Source organism: Flavihumibacter profundi (genome assembly GCF_020076305.1).
GTDB classification, from domain to species: Bacteria; Bacteroidota; Bacteroidia; order Chitinophagales; family Chitinophagaceae; genus Flavihumibacter; species Flavihumibacter profundi.
Genome location: NZ_JAIQXE010000001.1, coordinates 1,735,819 through 1,751,569, shown reverse-complemented (window position 1 = coordinate 1,751,569; position 15,751 = coordinate 1,735,819). Strand labels below are relative to the sequence as shown.

The following is a 15,751-nucleotide window of genomic DNA, read 5'->3' as shown; positions in this document are numbered from 1 at the left end:
GGTGTTAAAGACTGCCTGGAAATTCATTCGTTTTGATAAGGCGAAAAGCATCGGTGTCATAGTAGGCATACTGATCAGCACTTTCCTGATTGGGCAGCAGGTTGGTGTTTTTAATTTTTTAACCAGCCTCATGCAGGCGCTGGCAATGGATGTGAAGGCCGACATATGGGTGGTAGACAGTAAGACGCAGGATGTAAACCAATTGGGCAAACTGGATATCAGAAACCTGAGGGTAATACAGGGTTTACCCGGTGTTCAGGAAGCCTTCCCTTTGCTTGTAAGTAGTGCTTCCTGTAATTTCAATAATGGAACCAGTTCGGTCATTACACTTATTGGTGTGGATATTTCCCAATTAAATGCCGTATTGGATTCGGGAAAAATAATTGCCGGAAGGCCAACAGATCTTCAATCTGATGGTGCAGTAAGTGGTGAATTTTTTGAAAAGAAAAACCTGGGAGATCAGATTGATCCCGGAACTGAATTCGAGATCAATGGGAAGCGGGCATATTTTGCTTTGCAGACAAAAGGCTTTCGCGGTTTTGGCAGCAGTTTTTGTGTTACGACTATTGAAAGGGCCCGTTTTTATTCAAACCAGTCCCTGAACAACATCAGTGCTGTTTTGGTGAAACTTCAACCCGGGGCTAATGTGGAAGAGGTTTCTTCAAGAATCAATCATACATTATACGGAGTGCGCGCCTGGCCATCTAAAAAACTGGCTGCTTCCACGGTTAAGAAAATACTCTCCAGCAGCGGAATCGCATTAAGCACCGGCACCCTGATCATTTTTGCATTGATTTCCGGCTTTTTTATTATTGGCCTGACGATGTATTCCTCTGCGCTTGACCGGCTGAAAGATTATGGCACGCTCAAAGCAATCGGCGCAGGTAACCGCTATATCAGCCGGCTGATTTTAACACAGGCTTTAATATTCGCCATTACAGGGTTTACCATCGGATTCCTTTTGCTGGAGGGTTTTAGAAGTGGTGTAGCCCTTTCTGGTTTGATCTTCAGCTTTTCACCCTTACTGATCGCCGGTATGTTTTTAACCATCGCGCTGATTTCCCTTGGCGGTGCATCTTTTGCCTTGCGGAGGATCAGTAGCGTGGAACCTGCTGCTGTTTTCAGATAATGTTTAAATGAATAAAATGATCCCTAAAATAATTCTTTTTTTGTTGGTTGTGTCATTTCAATCCATTGCGCAGACACCCCTGTCTCTGCAACAGGCTATTCACAAGGCCTGGGCTAACAGAAAAATAATACAATCCGGTAAATCAGATCTTACGATCAGGAAATTGCAGACAGAAGCGTTGTTCAGGAAATACTGGCCACAAGTATCGCTGGAATATGTTTTTCAGTATAATCCAATTCTGCAGACTTCCATTCTTCCCATCGGGCAGTTCAATCCGTCCTATCCTCCCGATGCATACAAGAACATCCAGTTTGGAACCCCATGGTCACAGGCAGCAGGCGCAACCGTTACGCAACCTTTATTGGACGCTTCCATAAGAAGACAAATTAACGAATATGAACTGCAGGAAAAAATAACAGCGGCATCACAAATGCAGACAGAATATGATCTTGCCTATAACGTTGCGCAGGCCTATATAAATATCAACCTTCAGGAGCAGCAGATACATTCAGCTGTGGCGGATACCAGCAGAACCTGGATCAGTTATCAACTTCTGAAAGATAAATTTGACGCTAAACGCCTCTTGAAATCTGACTTAAATAAGGCGCTTGTCAATCATGGCAATGCCATCCAGAAATTCAGGGATGCCATTTCACAACTGGTGGAAAATAAGGTGTATTTGTTGTTTTTGATGGGAGATTCAAATATTAAGGCAGATATCAGAACAGACATCCTGGATTTAAATAGATATCAGTGGCAAAGTGAAAATTATAAAATATTAAATGATTCAATTCCGGAATTGCAGCAACTGGATTATCAGGCGCGCCTTACGGTTTTACAGCAGCACTCAGAGAAAGCCAAGTACCAGCCTACCCTGAGCCTGAAGGGATACCTGGGTGCCAACCAATATACGGGTGCTTTTAATCCCGTTGATGGCAGTTCCTGGTTCGGTTACAGTTATATAGGCCTGGATTTGAAATATCCGCTGCTTTTTGGAGAAGACAAACACAGCAAAATACAGCAGCTGCAGCTTCAGGCATTGCAGTTCAATCAACAACGCGAAGACAAATCAGCGCAGTATACGAAGGATGCAGTTACAGCAAAAATAAAAATGGACCGCGTACGGGAACAACTTCGAACACTGGAGGAAAATATTTCGCTGTCCAGGGAAACGATTCAGATTATTCAGGACCGCGTAGCTGAGGGGCAGGAGTCCGCTTCCACATTAAATTCGGAAGAGGCAGACCTGCAGCGCGTGCAAGCCGAATACGAATTCAGTAAAATGCAGATGGGTGTTTACTGGCTTGATTACCTGAAGGCATCCGGGCAGCTCAGCCGGTTATGGAAAAACTGAAATGGTTATTTGTTAGATTTTCTGTCAGTGTTGTCCGACTAAAGTCGGGTTATTATTTACTGTAACTCATTGCTGAAAAGGGTTACAACCCACACACCGCAGGATCTCGCTAAAAAGTTGATTGGTAGTGCTGTTAATAATCTTCTGATTCCTGATACTTAATCCCTTCAACTGGCAATCCGGGATAAAACTGTGGTACTGTTTGAGTAATCCGTAATGAATTGTTTACAAGCTGAACACCTTATAAAACAGGCTGAATAAATGAACCCGAAGGGGGTAACCTTTTATAGTACCGGTTTGACTTATGCTTTCTATTTGCTGCATGTAAAATAGAACCTGGAATAACACTTAATATCTGAGACAGTACCGGCTGTCCGGGAAATTTTCTGATTTCATGCATTAGTGAAGTTTTGTTGTTGTAAACCAATCTTAACTAAAGTGGGTGGTTCTTCGGAACTGTCCTTTTTTTTCGTTTACCTTCTAAGTACACTTACTGGCGGTTTTTTTAACCTGGTGACATCATTTTAGTGGCCCGCCGCTCTGGTAGTCGTAGCGTGATGGCTGTAAACAAGCTCCCTGAAGCCGGGTTCAAAAATGTGTACAACATCGAAGCTGATGATTCTTACAAAGAATTAATGTATTGTGCTATAAAAACGAATCATTCAACTTTCTATGATTTTGTTAATGCCCTAATATCAAACTTCATGTAGCATTTTCATTTAATCGGTGCGGAGAAAGGGCAGTTATGAACCCATCTTTTGGCGAGGAAGTGAATTTGAGGCTAATTATGCAATCACTTGCTTTTTCAAAGCAACCCCTGTTCCTTTAGTTCATAAATCAAATCCGAAACAAGTATCTTTCCTGATTTTTCCAGCATATTACTGCGATGGGTATTGACTGTAAATACACTTATAAATAATTTTTCAGCGATTTGCTTAGTGCTCATTCCCTTTTCAATCAGTTTAAGAATCTCCAATTCCCGTAAAGATAAATGATGACTAATATTCAATAAGGCTTCGTCCACAAATCTGAATAATGACATATCATTTCCGGTATAATAATGGAATTGACCCTTTTTGAATTTAAACCAATCTACATTGGTATGTATTTGAATTTCATAAACTGCTTTATGCGGGATAGGGCTATAAAATAAATAGCATTGAAAAAGAAGGTTTGAATATCCCTGATCAGGTCTGCGCATTCTTATGGTAGTAGATAATAATGAACTGCCTTTTTGGTTAATATACAAATCCTTATCCAAATTCAATAACCTGGTTCTTCCCATGCCAAAGCGGTAAACATCTTCCGGATGAACGGCATCCATCATTTCGTATGGTGTCAATTTCTCAGGAGCAACACCAATCATGTTTAAACATCTTTTACTCGCATAAATGATACTAACCTGTGTAAGGTCCATAATCAGGAAAAACTGGTCATGTGCTTCCATCAACTCATCAAGCCGCTGGACAATAGGATCTTCCGCATTAATAATCCGGAACCCCGAAGGCAGGTAAGAGTCAATAAAATCAAAAAAAATACTGTAGCTATATGGTCTGCCTCTCATTATAGGTAAAGTGTAAAATAGAAAGATTGAGTTTTAAATATATAGAAAAATACTCAAACATCAGTATAGTCCGGGGATCACAGCTGGTTTAATTTTATGAAGCTGAAAAGAGGAATATTAGACGGAATACAACCTTTTTGCAGCAGTATCATGGCGAAATTAACAGCTAATTTATTTCGGGATTATTTTGGCGGAAGCTGGTCCGGTAAGGTTACAAAAAACGGAGAATTTCAACGCGAAATAATTTTAAACTGGCTGCAATTATTTGGAAAATACTCAGCATTAAGTAGTGGTGAAGGATTTGGGGTTACAACTGAAAAAGGCGCAATAGATGAAACCCATCAGGTAGCTATAGCCGGATGGCGCAGCGATGTATCCAGGTGGTGTTGCACCTGGCATAATGAATTTGGAGGCAGTGGAGAGTTGCAATGGACATCACAGGAGGAAATAAACGGAGTAAATTTTATTTATGGCTTTATGCATGAGTGTAAGCAGGAAGGCGATGATCCAACTGATCATAGTGCCGTGTGTGAAATATACGATATAGATAATTTCAAATTAACCCTCCACAGTTTCAGGAAAGGGCTTCTGGAAATTGTCTCGAAACGAATAAGAACCGCTAAAGAGCTAAATGAGCTTTTGAAAAGCAAAGAGGGGAAATATCAAGCTTCAGGTAACTGGTTGTAGCATTAATGCAGCACACAAAACAGTTTGTATCAGAGAAACAAAAACAATAATAATAAATCAAAAAAAACTTTTAACATGAAAAACGGAATAGAAACAATTGGCACAATAGAAAAACCGGATTCAGGTATTTATCCCTATTTAAGATCAGGAAGAAAACTAAGCGGCAAACCTTATGCAGGTTCAGGTAAAGTAACGGCCGATAAAGCACGGATTGACCGGCTTAAAGAACAACTCAGGAGTACACCTGCTGAAGTAGATTTTGAGCGGGTCAGGATTATGAAGGAAGTGTACGATGACACTGCCGGTTACCAGCAGATCATCCGCAGAGCCAAATTCATGGCAACCCTGCTTGAGCGGAAAAAAATTTACATAGACGAAAATCTTTTTGTGGGCAGCATGGCCAGCACCGTCAATGGTATCTACACCTATCCGGAATGGAACATTGATTGGATGAAAGAAGAGAAAACCGTTGAAAAGTCAAAGACTGCTGAAGACCGGGCCGCAAACCAATGGGCCCTTGAATACTGGGAAAAGCGTTCGCTGAAACCCCGTACGCTGGAGATATTTCAAAAGAGGTATGGTTTTGATCCCAATCCTTCATACGATTCCGGCTTTGTTATTAGTTTCTTTGATTGGCCCGGTGGCGGAGGCAACCTTAATTATCCCAGGGTTTACAACAATGGGCTTGCGAGTATGATCAAGGAGGTAGAGGAGCGGCAAATGGCCCTCGACATGCGTTTACCGAATGCCGAGAAGTTCTACTTCTATGAAGCCAGTCTCATTCTAATGAGAGCCATTATCCGGCTGTCTCACCGTTATGCTGAACTGGCACGGGAAATGGCTGCGAAAGAAAAAAACGAAACCCGCAAAGCGGAGTTGATTGCAATAGCCGAGACCTGCGAGCAGGTGCCTGAGCATCCGGCCCGCAACCTGAGAGAAGCCATCCAGTGTCACTTTTTATGTCACGTGCTGGCAGAAATCGAGCAGGTGGGTTGTGGTTATTCAGAGGCCTACCTGGGCCAGAACTTTGAACCATTCTATCAACGTGACAAGGAAGCTGGCCTGGTTAGCTATGAAGAAGCAACTTTTATGTTCCAGAACCTGGTCATTAAGCTGAACGAAATCGGCTATTATTATGGAGAGAAGGTACTCTTGCAGAACTCTGCAGACCTGGGACAAAGTATCTCGCTGGGAGGCTATACCGAAGATGGTGAGGATGCCACCGCAGAAATGGATTATGTGATCCTGGATGCTTGTAATTACCTGCATTTGCCACAACCACCATTGTCGGTTATCTACACAGAAAAGATGAGTGGCAAATTCCTGGAAAAGGTGCTGGATGTAATAGGCACCGGTATCGGTATGCCACAGTTCGTGAATGGCGATGTGATGCTGAAACGGGCTTTAAATATGTTCGGTTCTTCTGAAAAGGGTATCACCCTGGAAAAAGCCAGGCGGACTGCTATTGGTGCCTGTGTTGGTTCTTACATTCCATACGAAACCGGACACCCGGTGGAAGGGCAACCCAACCTGGGCAAGATTCTTGAGTTGACGATGCATAATGGATTCGATCCCCGCACCCAGCAGCAGGTAGGTCCCAAGACCGGAGATCCGGAGACATTCAAGAACTTTGAAGAACTGTACGCGGCATTCGAGCAGCAGTTGCAATTCTGTGAGGACGTCCTCCGCAGGGGTGCATGGATCGCCAGTATGCTTTGCGCTGAATTCCTGCCTGTTACCTGGCGCTCAATTCTGACCGGAGGTTGCATTGAAACCGGCACCGAGGTATGGAATGGCGGAGCCAATTATTACACAACCGCCCAGATTGTTGTTGGTGGGATTGACGCGGCCAATGGGCTCATGGCAGTTAAACATCTCGTCTTTGACGAAAAGAAACTGACCATGGCCGAATTGAAGAAGGCCCTGTTAGCCAACTTCGAGGGAGAATATGATAATGTCAGGAAGTTGTGTTACGAAGCCCCTAAACATGGCAATGATATTCCGGAAGTGAACAGGATGGTGCATAGGGTGTATGAAAGTATCCTCGATGCTTTCGATAACGTAGATGGCGGAGGTAACTACCTCAGTAAGGATATCAAATCAGCGCCTGATGCCTATACCAAGAGCATCCACAACCTGATGGGAAAAGTAACAGGCGCATTGCCTACCGGCAAGAAAGCCGGGGTTGCGCTCACCGATGGAAGTCTGTCGGCCATGCCGGGAACGGACACCAACGGCCCTACCGCATTGGTAATGTCCGCAGCAAAAGCTCAGGATCCCGTTAAATACACCGCAACGCACATGAACATGAAGGTGCAGCCCGATCAGTTGAAATCCCGCAAGGGCAGGGATCAGGTTCTGAGCCTTGTCAAGACTTATTTTGACAATGATGGTTATCACATTCAGTTCAATTGCCTGGATACCGAAATGCTGCGTGATGCGCAGAAGCATCCTGAAAACTATCGCGACCTGGTAGTACGCGTGGCCGGCTTCAGTGCCTTCTTCACCAAGCTGGATGTAGGGGTGCAAAACGAAGTCATCGAGCGTACGCTTCAGACTTTCCATTAATTGAAATGAGAAAGAGGTTGGGTCAGATAAAAGATTCAACCTCTTTTCTCTTCGATCAACATAAAATCATAACTAATTATGAAAGAAATAAAACGAGTAGCCATTGCACTGGGAGCTGGTTTCACGCCCGGTGTAAATGCCATCATTATGGGTGCTGCTATTTCCGCCCACCGGTTAGGTTGGCAGGTAGTTGGGATCATAGATGGCTTTGAGGGATTACTCTTCCCTGAGCGATACCCCAATAAGGGATTAATTGACTTAAACGCTGACACCATTAGCAAGCTGAACCCGCTGGAAAGTGATGCCATGGGTACAGCCTCCATGGTTGATCCTTTCAATGTGAGGTCCATCAACGACCTGGACATGGTGGAAGAGGTGGACATGTCGGATCTGTTATTGCAGAATTTGAAAAAAGAAAATATTGATGCCGTCATCGCCATCATGATGGGACGTGGGCTCAGTATCCTGCACAAACTAAATCTCAAAGGATTGCAGTCGGTTTGCATCCCCCGTTCGGTTGAAAACGACATGGCAGCCACCGCTGTAAGTTTTGGATTCAACAGTGCCCTGAGTTTTACTATTGAAATGCTCGACCGGGCAAAGGGTGCGGCAAAGTCCGCCCACCGGGTTGGCGTAATAGAAGTCTTAGGCGCAAAGTCTGGCTGGCTGGCCTTGCAAAGCGGCACCGCCGTGCTGGCTGATGCGGTGATTATGCCGGAATATCCCTGCGATGTAAATAGACTGGCCGAACACCTGAAAAGCCGGATCAACCGTGATCGTCCATATGGACTGGTGGTGGTGGCCGAGGGGGCTTCATTTACTAACCTGTCCGGTACGACTACTTCCGAAAAGTCGATGGCATTAAAAAAAGCACTTTCACCACTGGCCAAAGAAGAAGAAAGCGGCCAGTTTGTGATCAACCGGAGTGGGAAAGCCGCTGCGGTATTGAGCAATGCGCTGCAGTCCATGATGACGGAAGAAATCTTTCCCCTGGTGTTGGGTCCCTGGACACGCGGTGGATCGGCCACAGCAGTAGACCGGCAACTCGGTTTGGCCTATGGTTCGGCATCAGTTCGCGCATTACAGTCCGGGCAATCAGGTACCATGGTCTCCTTTATGCCGCCTTCCATGCAATTTGTGCCACTTATTGACTCGCTTAATAAAGTGCGCACCGTACAGGAGGAAAGCTATTTTATTGAAATCGCCCGCTCACTGGGAATTTTTACCGGAGAATAAAAAATATTGTCATGGAAAATTATTTAGATATAAAAGGCAGGGTGCTCAACATACAGCGCTATTGTGGCGAGGATGGACCCGGAACAAGGACGACCGTTTTTGTGAAAGGCTGCTCCCTTCGTTGTAAATGGTGCAGTAACCCTGAAAGTATCAAACAAAAGTACGAACTGGACTATGACCGGAAACTGTGCAAAGGAGCAGCGGCATGTGGAAAATGCCTGAAAGAACCGTTCCCTCAGGGTGCATTTTATGTGGTGGATGGCCCGGATGATAAGGTTCATGCCAACTGGGACCTGGCCAATATAACAGAAGAGATGGCCGGTTTATGTCCTACGGGAGCAATTGGCATATTTGGCAGGGAAATGACCGCCCGTGCAGTACTTGATGAAGTGCTAAAGGATGAAAGCATGTACCGCAATACCGGAGGTGGCCTGACCATAAGCGGTGGCGAGTGCCTCCTACAGCCCGATTTTACGGCTGCCATATTGCGCGGAGCCCAGGAAAGCGGCATCCACACAGCGATAGAAACAGCCGGAAATGTTCCGTGGGCATACATGGAAAAAGTGCTGCAATATGTAGACCTGATGCTGCACGATAACAAGTTGATGGATGCGGAGCGCCACAAAAAATGGACAGGCGTTGATAATAAGAGAATCCTGGAAAACTTCAAAAAAGCATATGAAATGTTTCCGGAAAAGCAGTTCATTACGCGCACACCAACTATTCCGGGGATCAACGCCACGGAAGAACATATTCGTGCGGTACTGGAATTTATCAGGCCATACAAAAACGTGATTGATTATGAGTTGTTGCCATACCACCGTTACGGAACAGGCAAGTATGAGTTCCTTGGAAAGGTGTATGAATTGAAAGACTTTGAGTCGCCTTCAGATGAATTACTGCAGCACTTGCGGGGCATAATTGACGAAGCCTTTGGGCGCAATACGCAGGAGAAATAAAGAACAGGAAAAAGATAGTCGCCTTATTTACGACTGACTATCGCCACCTATATTACAATTCATATTAAAAAAAAGGAGTAAGAAAATGAGAAAGAACATTTATGAAATGACCCCTAAGCACAGCTACTTTACGGAGAACTTTGATATCAAGATTTGGGGAGAGGAGCATGGCGGCATGGTGTGTGCCGTCCACCATTTTGCTCCGGGAACAGATATTACCCCCGCATTCGCAGGAATTGGAGGGTGGTGCCCGGTGCCTCACTGGGGTTACTGCTTCAAGGGGGAGATGATCATGCGTTACAAAGATGGGACTGAAGAGATCGTTAAGGCTGGGGATGTGTTTTACCTTCCAAAGGATCATACCATGATCATTGACAAGAACGCCCCGGTTGACTGCGAGATTATTGAGTTCAGCTTCGCTAAGGATTTTGCGCAAGGCGAGGCCGATGTAGCGAAGACGGCTAAGATGTAAGCATTCGTGTAAAACGCTGTTGCGTTAATAATGGCTCCTGCAGAAGGCCACAGGGACAAAAGGCAGCATCTTGAAATGGTGGTGCGGAATTAGAACCACGAAATGGCTTACCCGGCATCCAATAAATGTACAGGGCCCATACAATAATTAAGCAGCATAAAACTGATGGTTCGGACACGCGCAGGTTCGATCACTTCACACTAAACTTTATACCATGTCAATGTATCCAAAAAATATGTTCTTCACCTCAGAATCAGTCAGTGAAGGACACGTAGATAAAGTAGCCGACCAGATCTCTGATGCTGTACTCGACGAATGCCTCAGGCACGATCCGATGTCTCGCGTTGCCTGCAATACCTTAGTTACTATGGGTTTGCTATTGGTTGGTGGCGAGGTCACCACCAAGGCCCTATTTGATGTTGCCAAAGTAGTCCGCGAACTCGGTAATAACATCGGTTACACGTCACCGAAATTTGGCTTTGACGCCAATACTGCAGCCGTTATCAGAACCATTCATCCCCAGTCTCCTGATATCGACCTTGGCGTTTCCCGGGAGGGCGGCGAAATCGGAGCCGGTGACCAGGGCCTGATGTTTGGCTACGCCTGTCGGCAAACTGAAGAACTGATGCCATTGCCCATCATGCTGGCGCATAAGCTCGCCATGCAGCTTTCAGCCGTGCGTAAACAGGGCGTGCTCCCATACCTTGGTCCGGATGGCAAGACGCAAGTGACGGTCGAGTATCAGGATGGTAAACCGATAAGGGTAGATTATGTGGTGATCGCCGCCTCACACACCGATGAGGTTATTACTGCAGATGGCAAGTTCACCACTGAAGAAGCGAAAAAACAAATCATTGAAAAAGTGGTGTACCCGGTAATCGGGAACCTGATCGATACTAAAACCAAAATTACGGTTAACGGTACCGGAAAGTTCCTCGTCAGCGGGCCGCAATGTGATACAGGTATGACCGGCCGTAAGATCATGGTCGATACCTATGGTGGTTGGGCCGTACACGGCGGTGGTGCGTTCAGTGGTAAGGACGCTACAAAAGTAGATCGCTCTGCGGGTTACATGTCTCGCTACATTGCCAAGAACCTGGTAGCAGCGGGTTTGGCGGATGAGTGCCTGGTACAACTGGGTTACTGTATCGGTCTTGTTGACCCTGTATCGGTTATGGTGAATACTTATGGAACCGGAAAGATCGATGAAAATAAATTGGCAGCCATCGTTCGTAAAGTTTTTCCGCTTTCCCCTAAAGGTATGATCGATCACCTGAAACTGAGAACACCTATCTATCTTAAAACTGCCACATACGGACACTTCGGGAGACCGGAATTCACATGGGAACAACTGGATGCCTTGGATGAATTAATTGCGAAAGCAGGAAAAGTATAGTATTCACCTCACCGCAATTGTGGTAAAGGCCTTTTACTTGTTGTTACATGTATGCTTAGTAAAATAACACCATCAGGTATTTCCTGTTTTAACTATTCACTGGAAATTAAAACGTATATAGGATGAATACAAATGAGTTATTTAGTAACAAAGCAAACGACTGTAGCAGCTGTAGTTCAAAAGGATGTAATGCCTTGGAATCTGTAAAGAACGGGGAGCAGCATCAGTCTTTATTGAGCAGGCGAAGTTTTGGGCAAACCATACTGGCTGCATCTGCAGGTGCATTGCTTTTTGGTTGCTCAGAGTCTCCAAAGAAGGCCACTGAAATTCCAGTCAAACCAGACTCACTGGCATCAGGTCTTTCACCTGCACTAAATGTTGTTCAGAAATCGAAAGGCCCTATCCTGACTGTTTTGGAAGAGTTTTATAAAATTGGTCCTGGTCCATCCAGTTCCCATACGATGGGCCCTATGCGGATTACTTATGATTTTTTTCAACGTATCTCCAAACTACCGGAAGATCAGCTAAAACGGGCTACAGCCCTTAAAGTTCACCTGTTCGGAAGCCTTAGTGCCACAGGGAAAGGCCATGGTACTGACAGGGCTGCCCTTGCTGGTTTGCTGGGTAAATCTCCGGCTACTTGTCCACCTGAATTCCTGGATGCCCTTGCATCAAACCCCGATGAGATTCACCAGGTAACCATCGGACCTGCTACCCTGGATCTGACAATTAAAGACATCATTTTCGATGCACCTAAAGGTGAATTTTACCATCCAAATACAATGACTGCAAAGCTTCTTGCTGGTAACGAAACATTGTATGAGCTGGAATATTATTCAGTTGGCGGTGGCTTTATTGAATGGAAAGGATATGAAGCGCCAAAAAAGGGGCAACCAAAATATCCCTATGCGCATGCCGGGGAATTGAAGAAATATATCATTGATGATAATATCCCGCTGGCAAAATTATTATTGGAAAATGAAATGGCGATTTCGGGTAAAAGTGAAAAAGAGATATCGGAATTTCTTGACCAGGTTATTGAAGTGATGTTACGTGGTGTGGAAACAGGTCTTAAAACGGATAGCATTCTCCCTGGTCCAATCAAGCTTCACAGCAAGGCTGCTGAGTTGCAGCGAAATCTTAAAAACACAAAAAAGGGAGAAGCCGGTAAAACCATAACAAAGGTTGCCTCTTATGCTTTTGCCATGAGTGAAGAAAATGCGCGCGGCCATATTATTGTAACAGCGCCAACTGCCGGTTCTGCAGGTATCATTCCAGCTGTGCTTAAATCCCTTAAAGATTTAAATATACCTGATGATAATATTCGGGAAGGATTCCTGGCTGCAGCTGCAATTGGTTACCTATGTAAACACAATGCTACACTCTCAGGAGCCGAAGGTGGTTGCCAGGCAGAGGTTGGTGTTGGTTCTGCAATGGGTGCTGCAATGATTGCCCAGGCAATGGGGTATGGCCCTAAAGTGGTATCCAATGCAGCAGAATCAGCTCTTGAGCATCACCTGGGAATGACATGCGACCCTGTTGCCGGATATGTGCAGGTTCCCTGTATCGAACGTTGCGCTTATGGAGCCATCAAAGCGTGGACAGCATTTTGCATTGCCAGTGAGGAAATACCAGAACAAAGAAGGGTTGATCTTGACACTACTATTGCAGCCATGGCACAAACGGCAAAAGATATGAATACAAAATATAAAGAAACCTCAGAAGGGGGATTAGCAGTTTCAGTTGTACTTTGTTAAACCTGCATAACAATTATTTTGATGGCATAGAGATTTGTTATACTATAATGATCATCGTAATGGTAACTTAAATTGCCTTCAGAAGCAAAGTGGGAACCCTGGTTAAGGTGGCGACTTCAATTTGGCTGACCTTGTGAATTGAGATTTAATTCATCGGGTCCCCTGAAAAACGAAGAAACCCTTGAAAGCTTACACTCTCAAGGGTTCCTTGTTTTTTTTGTGCCCGGGACTGGATTCGAACCAGCACGCCGTTTCCAGCACCACCACCTCAAGGTGGCTTGTCTACCAGTTTCAACACCCGGGCTTCGCTAAAAGCGGATGCAAATGTAAGTATTTCATGGCTTTGCTTCCAACTGTTTTCCAAAAATCATCCCGAAGTATGGGGTAAAATGATCCTGAAAGTGGTGCCCTTACCGGGTTCCGACTGCTTCACAAAGAGCTGGCCTTTGTGGTACTGCTCAATAATCCGCTTCGAAAGGCTTAAACCTAATCCCCAGCCTCTTTTTTTCGTAGTAAACCCAGGTTCGAATACCCTTGTCAGTGCATTTGAAGGGATTCCTTTGCCGGTATCAGTTATATCTACAATTACCGTATTGTCTGAATTTTTAATATCTACACTGACCTGGCCCATGCCTTCCATGGCATCCAGCGCATTTTTCAGCAGGTTTTCAATTACCCAGTCAAATAGAGTAGGGGACAGGGGGACCATTAATGGAGATATTCCTGGTTTATGTAATTCGAACCGGATCTTGCCGGATGCCCTTCTTTTTATGTAGTCTACTACATTTTCTACCTGTTGTATTATATCCGTATACACAACCTGCGGGGTACTGCCAATTTTACTGAACCGCTCACTCACCAGTTTTAAGCGGTCCACATCTTTTTCCAGCTCTTTCGTGATATTATCCTGCTGTCCGGATTCTTTCAGCATTTCCACCCATCCTTCCAGCGAAGAAAGCGGTGTGCCTAACTGGTGTGCCGTTTCCTTCGCAAGTCCCGCCCACAGCTGGTTTTGCGCCGAACGGTGCTGCGTGGTCAACAGCATCAGGGTTAAGGATAATAAGATGCCGACAATTACCAATTGGATGATGGGGTAATACTGCACTTCTTTCAATAAGCTGGTATTGCCGTAATAATATTTGTTGGCTATATATGGCGTATCACTCAATACAAGGATAAAAGGGTCATTGTCACCCTTGAATTCTTTTAGTTTCCCGGGAAGGAAATCCTTGTCCTGCATGGCCTTTGCCGAATCGAGGTTAACAAAATTCACGATACTGTCCTGCTCATTCGTTTCAATGATAGGTATGGTAGTCTGGTCATTGCGGATCATATTGGGCAGAATAAGCGGCTGGTCGGGGTTATCGAAGATCGCTTTGCTGGCGGTTACCCACAGTTCCACTTTCTTTCTTTCTTCCACAGCAATTTTATTGGCCAGGTACCTGGAATAAAAAATTGTACCGGTTACAATAACCAGTGCTAGTATGGCCAGGAGTGTGCGCCAATTGGAAAGGGAAGGTATCATCCATCTAATTTAGCTATTCAAATAGTTTGCTTCCTGTATTTTTGCCCACTAATTTATTTCTGAACGATTTTGGCATCAAGCGTTGCAATAGTTATCCTGAACTGGAATGGTAAAAGGTACCTGGAGAAATTCCTGCCCTTTGTAGCGTCATGTGGTTACCCGGATATGGAACTTATTGTGGCGGATAATGCCTCTACTGATGATTCTGTGGCCTGGCTTAAAGCTACATGGCCTTCAGTCAGGGTCGTACAATTACCGGTAAATTATGGTTTTGCAAAGGGATACAATGAAGCCCTGAAACAGGTTGCTGCAGATTATTATTTTTTGCTGAATTCTGATGTTGAAGTGACCCCGCATTTCCTGGAACCGATGGTGGCGTTACTCGACAACGACCCAACTATCGGTGCCTGCCAGCCGAAAATCAGGATGTATGATGATAAATCGAGGTTTGAGTATGCCGGGGCTGCCGGTGGCTGGCTGGATGCACTGGGTTACCCTTTCGCACGGGGAAGGATATTCGATTTTTGTGAAACGGATCATGGGCAATACGACGATATACAACCCGTATTCTGGGCCAGTGGCGCGGCTTTGCTGGTGCGGGGCAGGTTATACCATGAACTGGGCGGACTGGATGAATTCTTTTTCGCGCACCAGGAAGAAATAGATTTCTGCTGGCGCCTGCAACTGGCGGGATATACGGTAATGGTTTGTCCGCCGGCAGTTGTTTACCATGTGGGAGGCGGTACTTTACCGAAAGGCAATGAATTGAAGGTGTTCCTGAATTTTCGCAATAACCTGGTTATGCTGGCCAAGAACCTGCCTTTGCACCAGTCGGTCTGGAAAATACCGCTGCGGTTTTTCCTGGATTCTATTTCGGCCTGGAAAAGCCTCTTTGATGGTCAGCGGACCTATTTTAAAGCAATCCTTGAAGCGCATATTGGTTTTATGGGCTGGCTGCTGATACGCCGCCATAAAAGTGTTTTCCCGAAAATAAAAACCGGGAAACCTAAAGGCTGGTATCCGGGAAGTGTAGTGTGGCAGCACTTTGTAAAAGGAAAGAAACATTTTTCTGAAATTGTAGGAGGGAATAAATGAATTTATAGC

The 15,751-nt window shown here is 45.0% G+C and carries 12 protein-coding genes and 1 tRNA gene; 10 read left to right on the top strand and 3 right to left on the bottom strand.

The annotated features are described in order from the left end of the window. The first annotated feature begins 1 nt into the window (after position 1). Together LAQ65_RS07545 and LAQ65_RS07540 are read left to right on the top strand one after the other, a co-directional pair. Complete coding sequence (locus LAQ65_RS07545) at positions 2–1,129, top strand: ABC transporter permease (RefSeq protein WP_224116335.1); 1,128 nt, start codon at positions 2–4, stop codon at positions 1,127–1,129. 16 nt (positions 1,130–1,145) lie between these two features. Further along, on the top strand, positions 1,146–2,483 hold the full coding sequence (locus LAQ65_RS07540; protein ID WP_224116334.1) for a TolC family protein: 1,338 nt from the start codon (positions 1,146–1,148) through the stop codon (positions 2,481–2,483). A gap of 805 nt (positions 2,484–3,288) precedes the next feature. Here LAQ65_RS07540 and LAQ65_RS21100 read toward each other — a convergent pair. After that, the gene (locus tag LAQ65_RS21100; RefSeq protein ID WP_317196990.1) at positions 3,289–4,047 is read right to left on the bottom strand and encodes a LuxR C-terminal-related transcriptional regulator; all 759 of its coding nucleotides are present in this window, start codon (positions 4,045–4,047) and stop codon (positions 3,289–3,291) included. A 96-nt stretch (positions 4,048–4,143) separates the two neighbouring features. On the opposite strand from LAQ65_RS21100, the gene LAQ65_RS07530 reads away from it, so the two are divergent. The 7 genes from LAQ65_RS07530 (at position 4,144) to LAQ65_RS07500 (ending at position 13,122) form a co-directional block, all read left to right on the top strand. Next, complete coding sequence (locus tag LAQ65_RS07530; RefSeq protein WP_224116333.1) at positions 4,144–4,734, top strand: hypothetical protein; 591 nt, start codon at positions 4,144–4,146, stop codon at positions 4,732–4,734. Positions 4,735–4,809: 75 nt separating this feature from the next. Next, positions 4,810–7,302: a pyruvate formate lyase family protein gene (locus LAQ65_RS07525; RefSeq protein ID WP_224116332.1), complete on the top strand. Its 2,493-nt coding sequence runs from the start codon at positions 4,810–4,812 to the stop codon at positions 7,300–7,302. Positions 7,303–7,380: 78 nt separating this feature from the next. Then, complete coding sequence (locus LAQ65_RS07520) at positions 7,381–8,538, top strand: 6-phosphofructokinase (RefSeq protein WP_224116331.1); 1,158 nt, start codon at positions 7,381–7,383, stop codon at positions 8,536–8,538. Between the two features lie 11 nt (positions 8,539–8,549). Beyond that, positions 8,550–9,497 carry a glycyl-radical enzyme activating protein gene (locus tag LAQ65_RS07515; RefSeq protein WP_224116330.1) on the top strand — a complete coding sequence of 316 codons (948 nt, stop codon included), beginning with the start codon at positions 8,550–8,552 and terminating at the stop codon, positions 9,495–9,497. Positions 9,498–9,582: 85 nt separating this feature from the next. Further along, a complete protein-coding gene (locus LAQ65_RS07510; RefSeq protein WP_224116329.1) occupies positions 9,583–9,969 on the top strand; it encodes a cupin domain-containing protein in 387 nt (128 codons plus the stop codon). A gap of 214 nt (positions 9,970–10,183) precedes the next feature. After that, on the top strand, positions 10,184–11,365 hold the full coding sequence (gene metK, locus LAQ65_RS07505; RefSeq protein ID WP_224116328.1) for a methionine adenosyltransferase: 1,182 nt from the start codon (positions 10,184–10,186) through the stop codon (positions 11,363–11,365). A gap of 122 nt (positions 11,366–11,487) precedes the next feature. Then, the gene (locus LAQ65_RS07500) at positions 11,488–13,122 is read left to right on the top strand and encodes an L-serine ammonia-lyase (protein WP_224116327.1); all 1,635 of its coding nucleotides are present in this window, start codon (positions 11,488–11,490) and stop codon (positions 13,120–13,122) included. 220 nt (positions 13,123–13,342) lie between these two features. On the opposite strand, the gene LAQ65_RS07495 is transcribed toward LAQ65_RS07500, so the two are convergent. Continuing rightward, a tRNA-Leu gene (locus LAQ65_RS07495) sits at positions 13,343–13,426 on the bottom strand. Positions 13,427–13,489: 63 nt separating this feature from the next. Further along, positions 13,490–14,647 (bottom strand): sensor histidine kinase, encoded by a 1,158-nt coding sequence (locus LAQ65_RS07490; RefSeq protein WP_224116326.1) that lies wholly within the window; start codon positions 14,645–14,647, stop codon positions 13,490–13,492. A gap of 69 nt (positions 14,648–14,716) precedes the next feature. On the opposite strand from LAQ65_RS07490, the gene LAQ65_RS07485 reads away from it, so the two are divergent. Next, positions 14,717–15,742 carry a glycosyltransferase family 2 protein gene (locus tag LAQ65_RS07485; protein WP_224116325.1) on the top strand — a complete coding sequence of 342 codons (1,026 nt, stop codon included), beginning with the start codon at positions 14,717–14,719 and terminating at the stop codon, positions 15,740–15,742. Positions 15,743–15,751 lie beyond the last annotated feature (9 nt).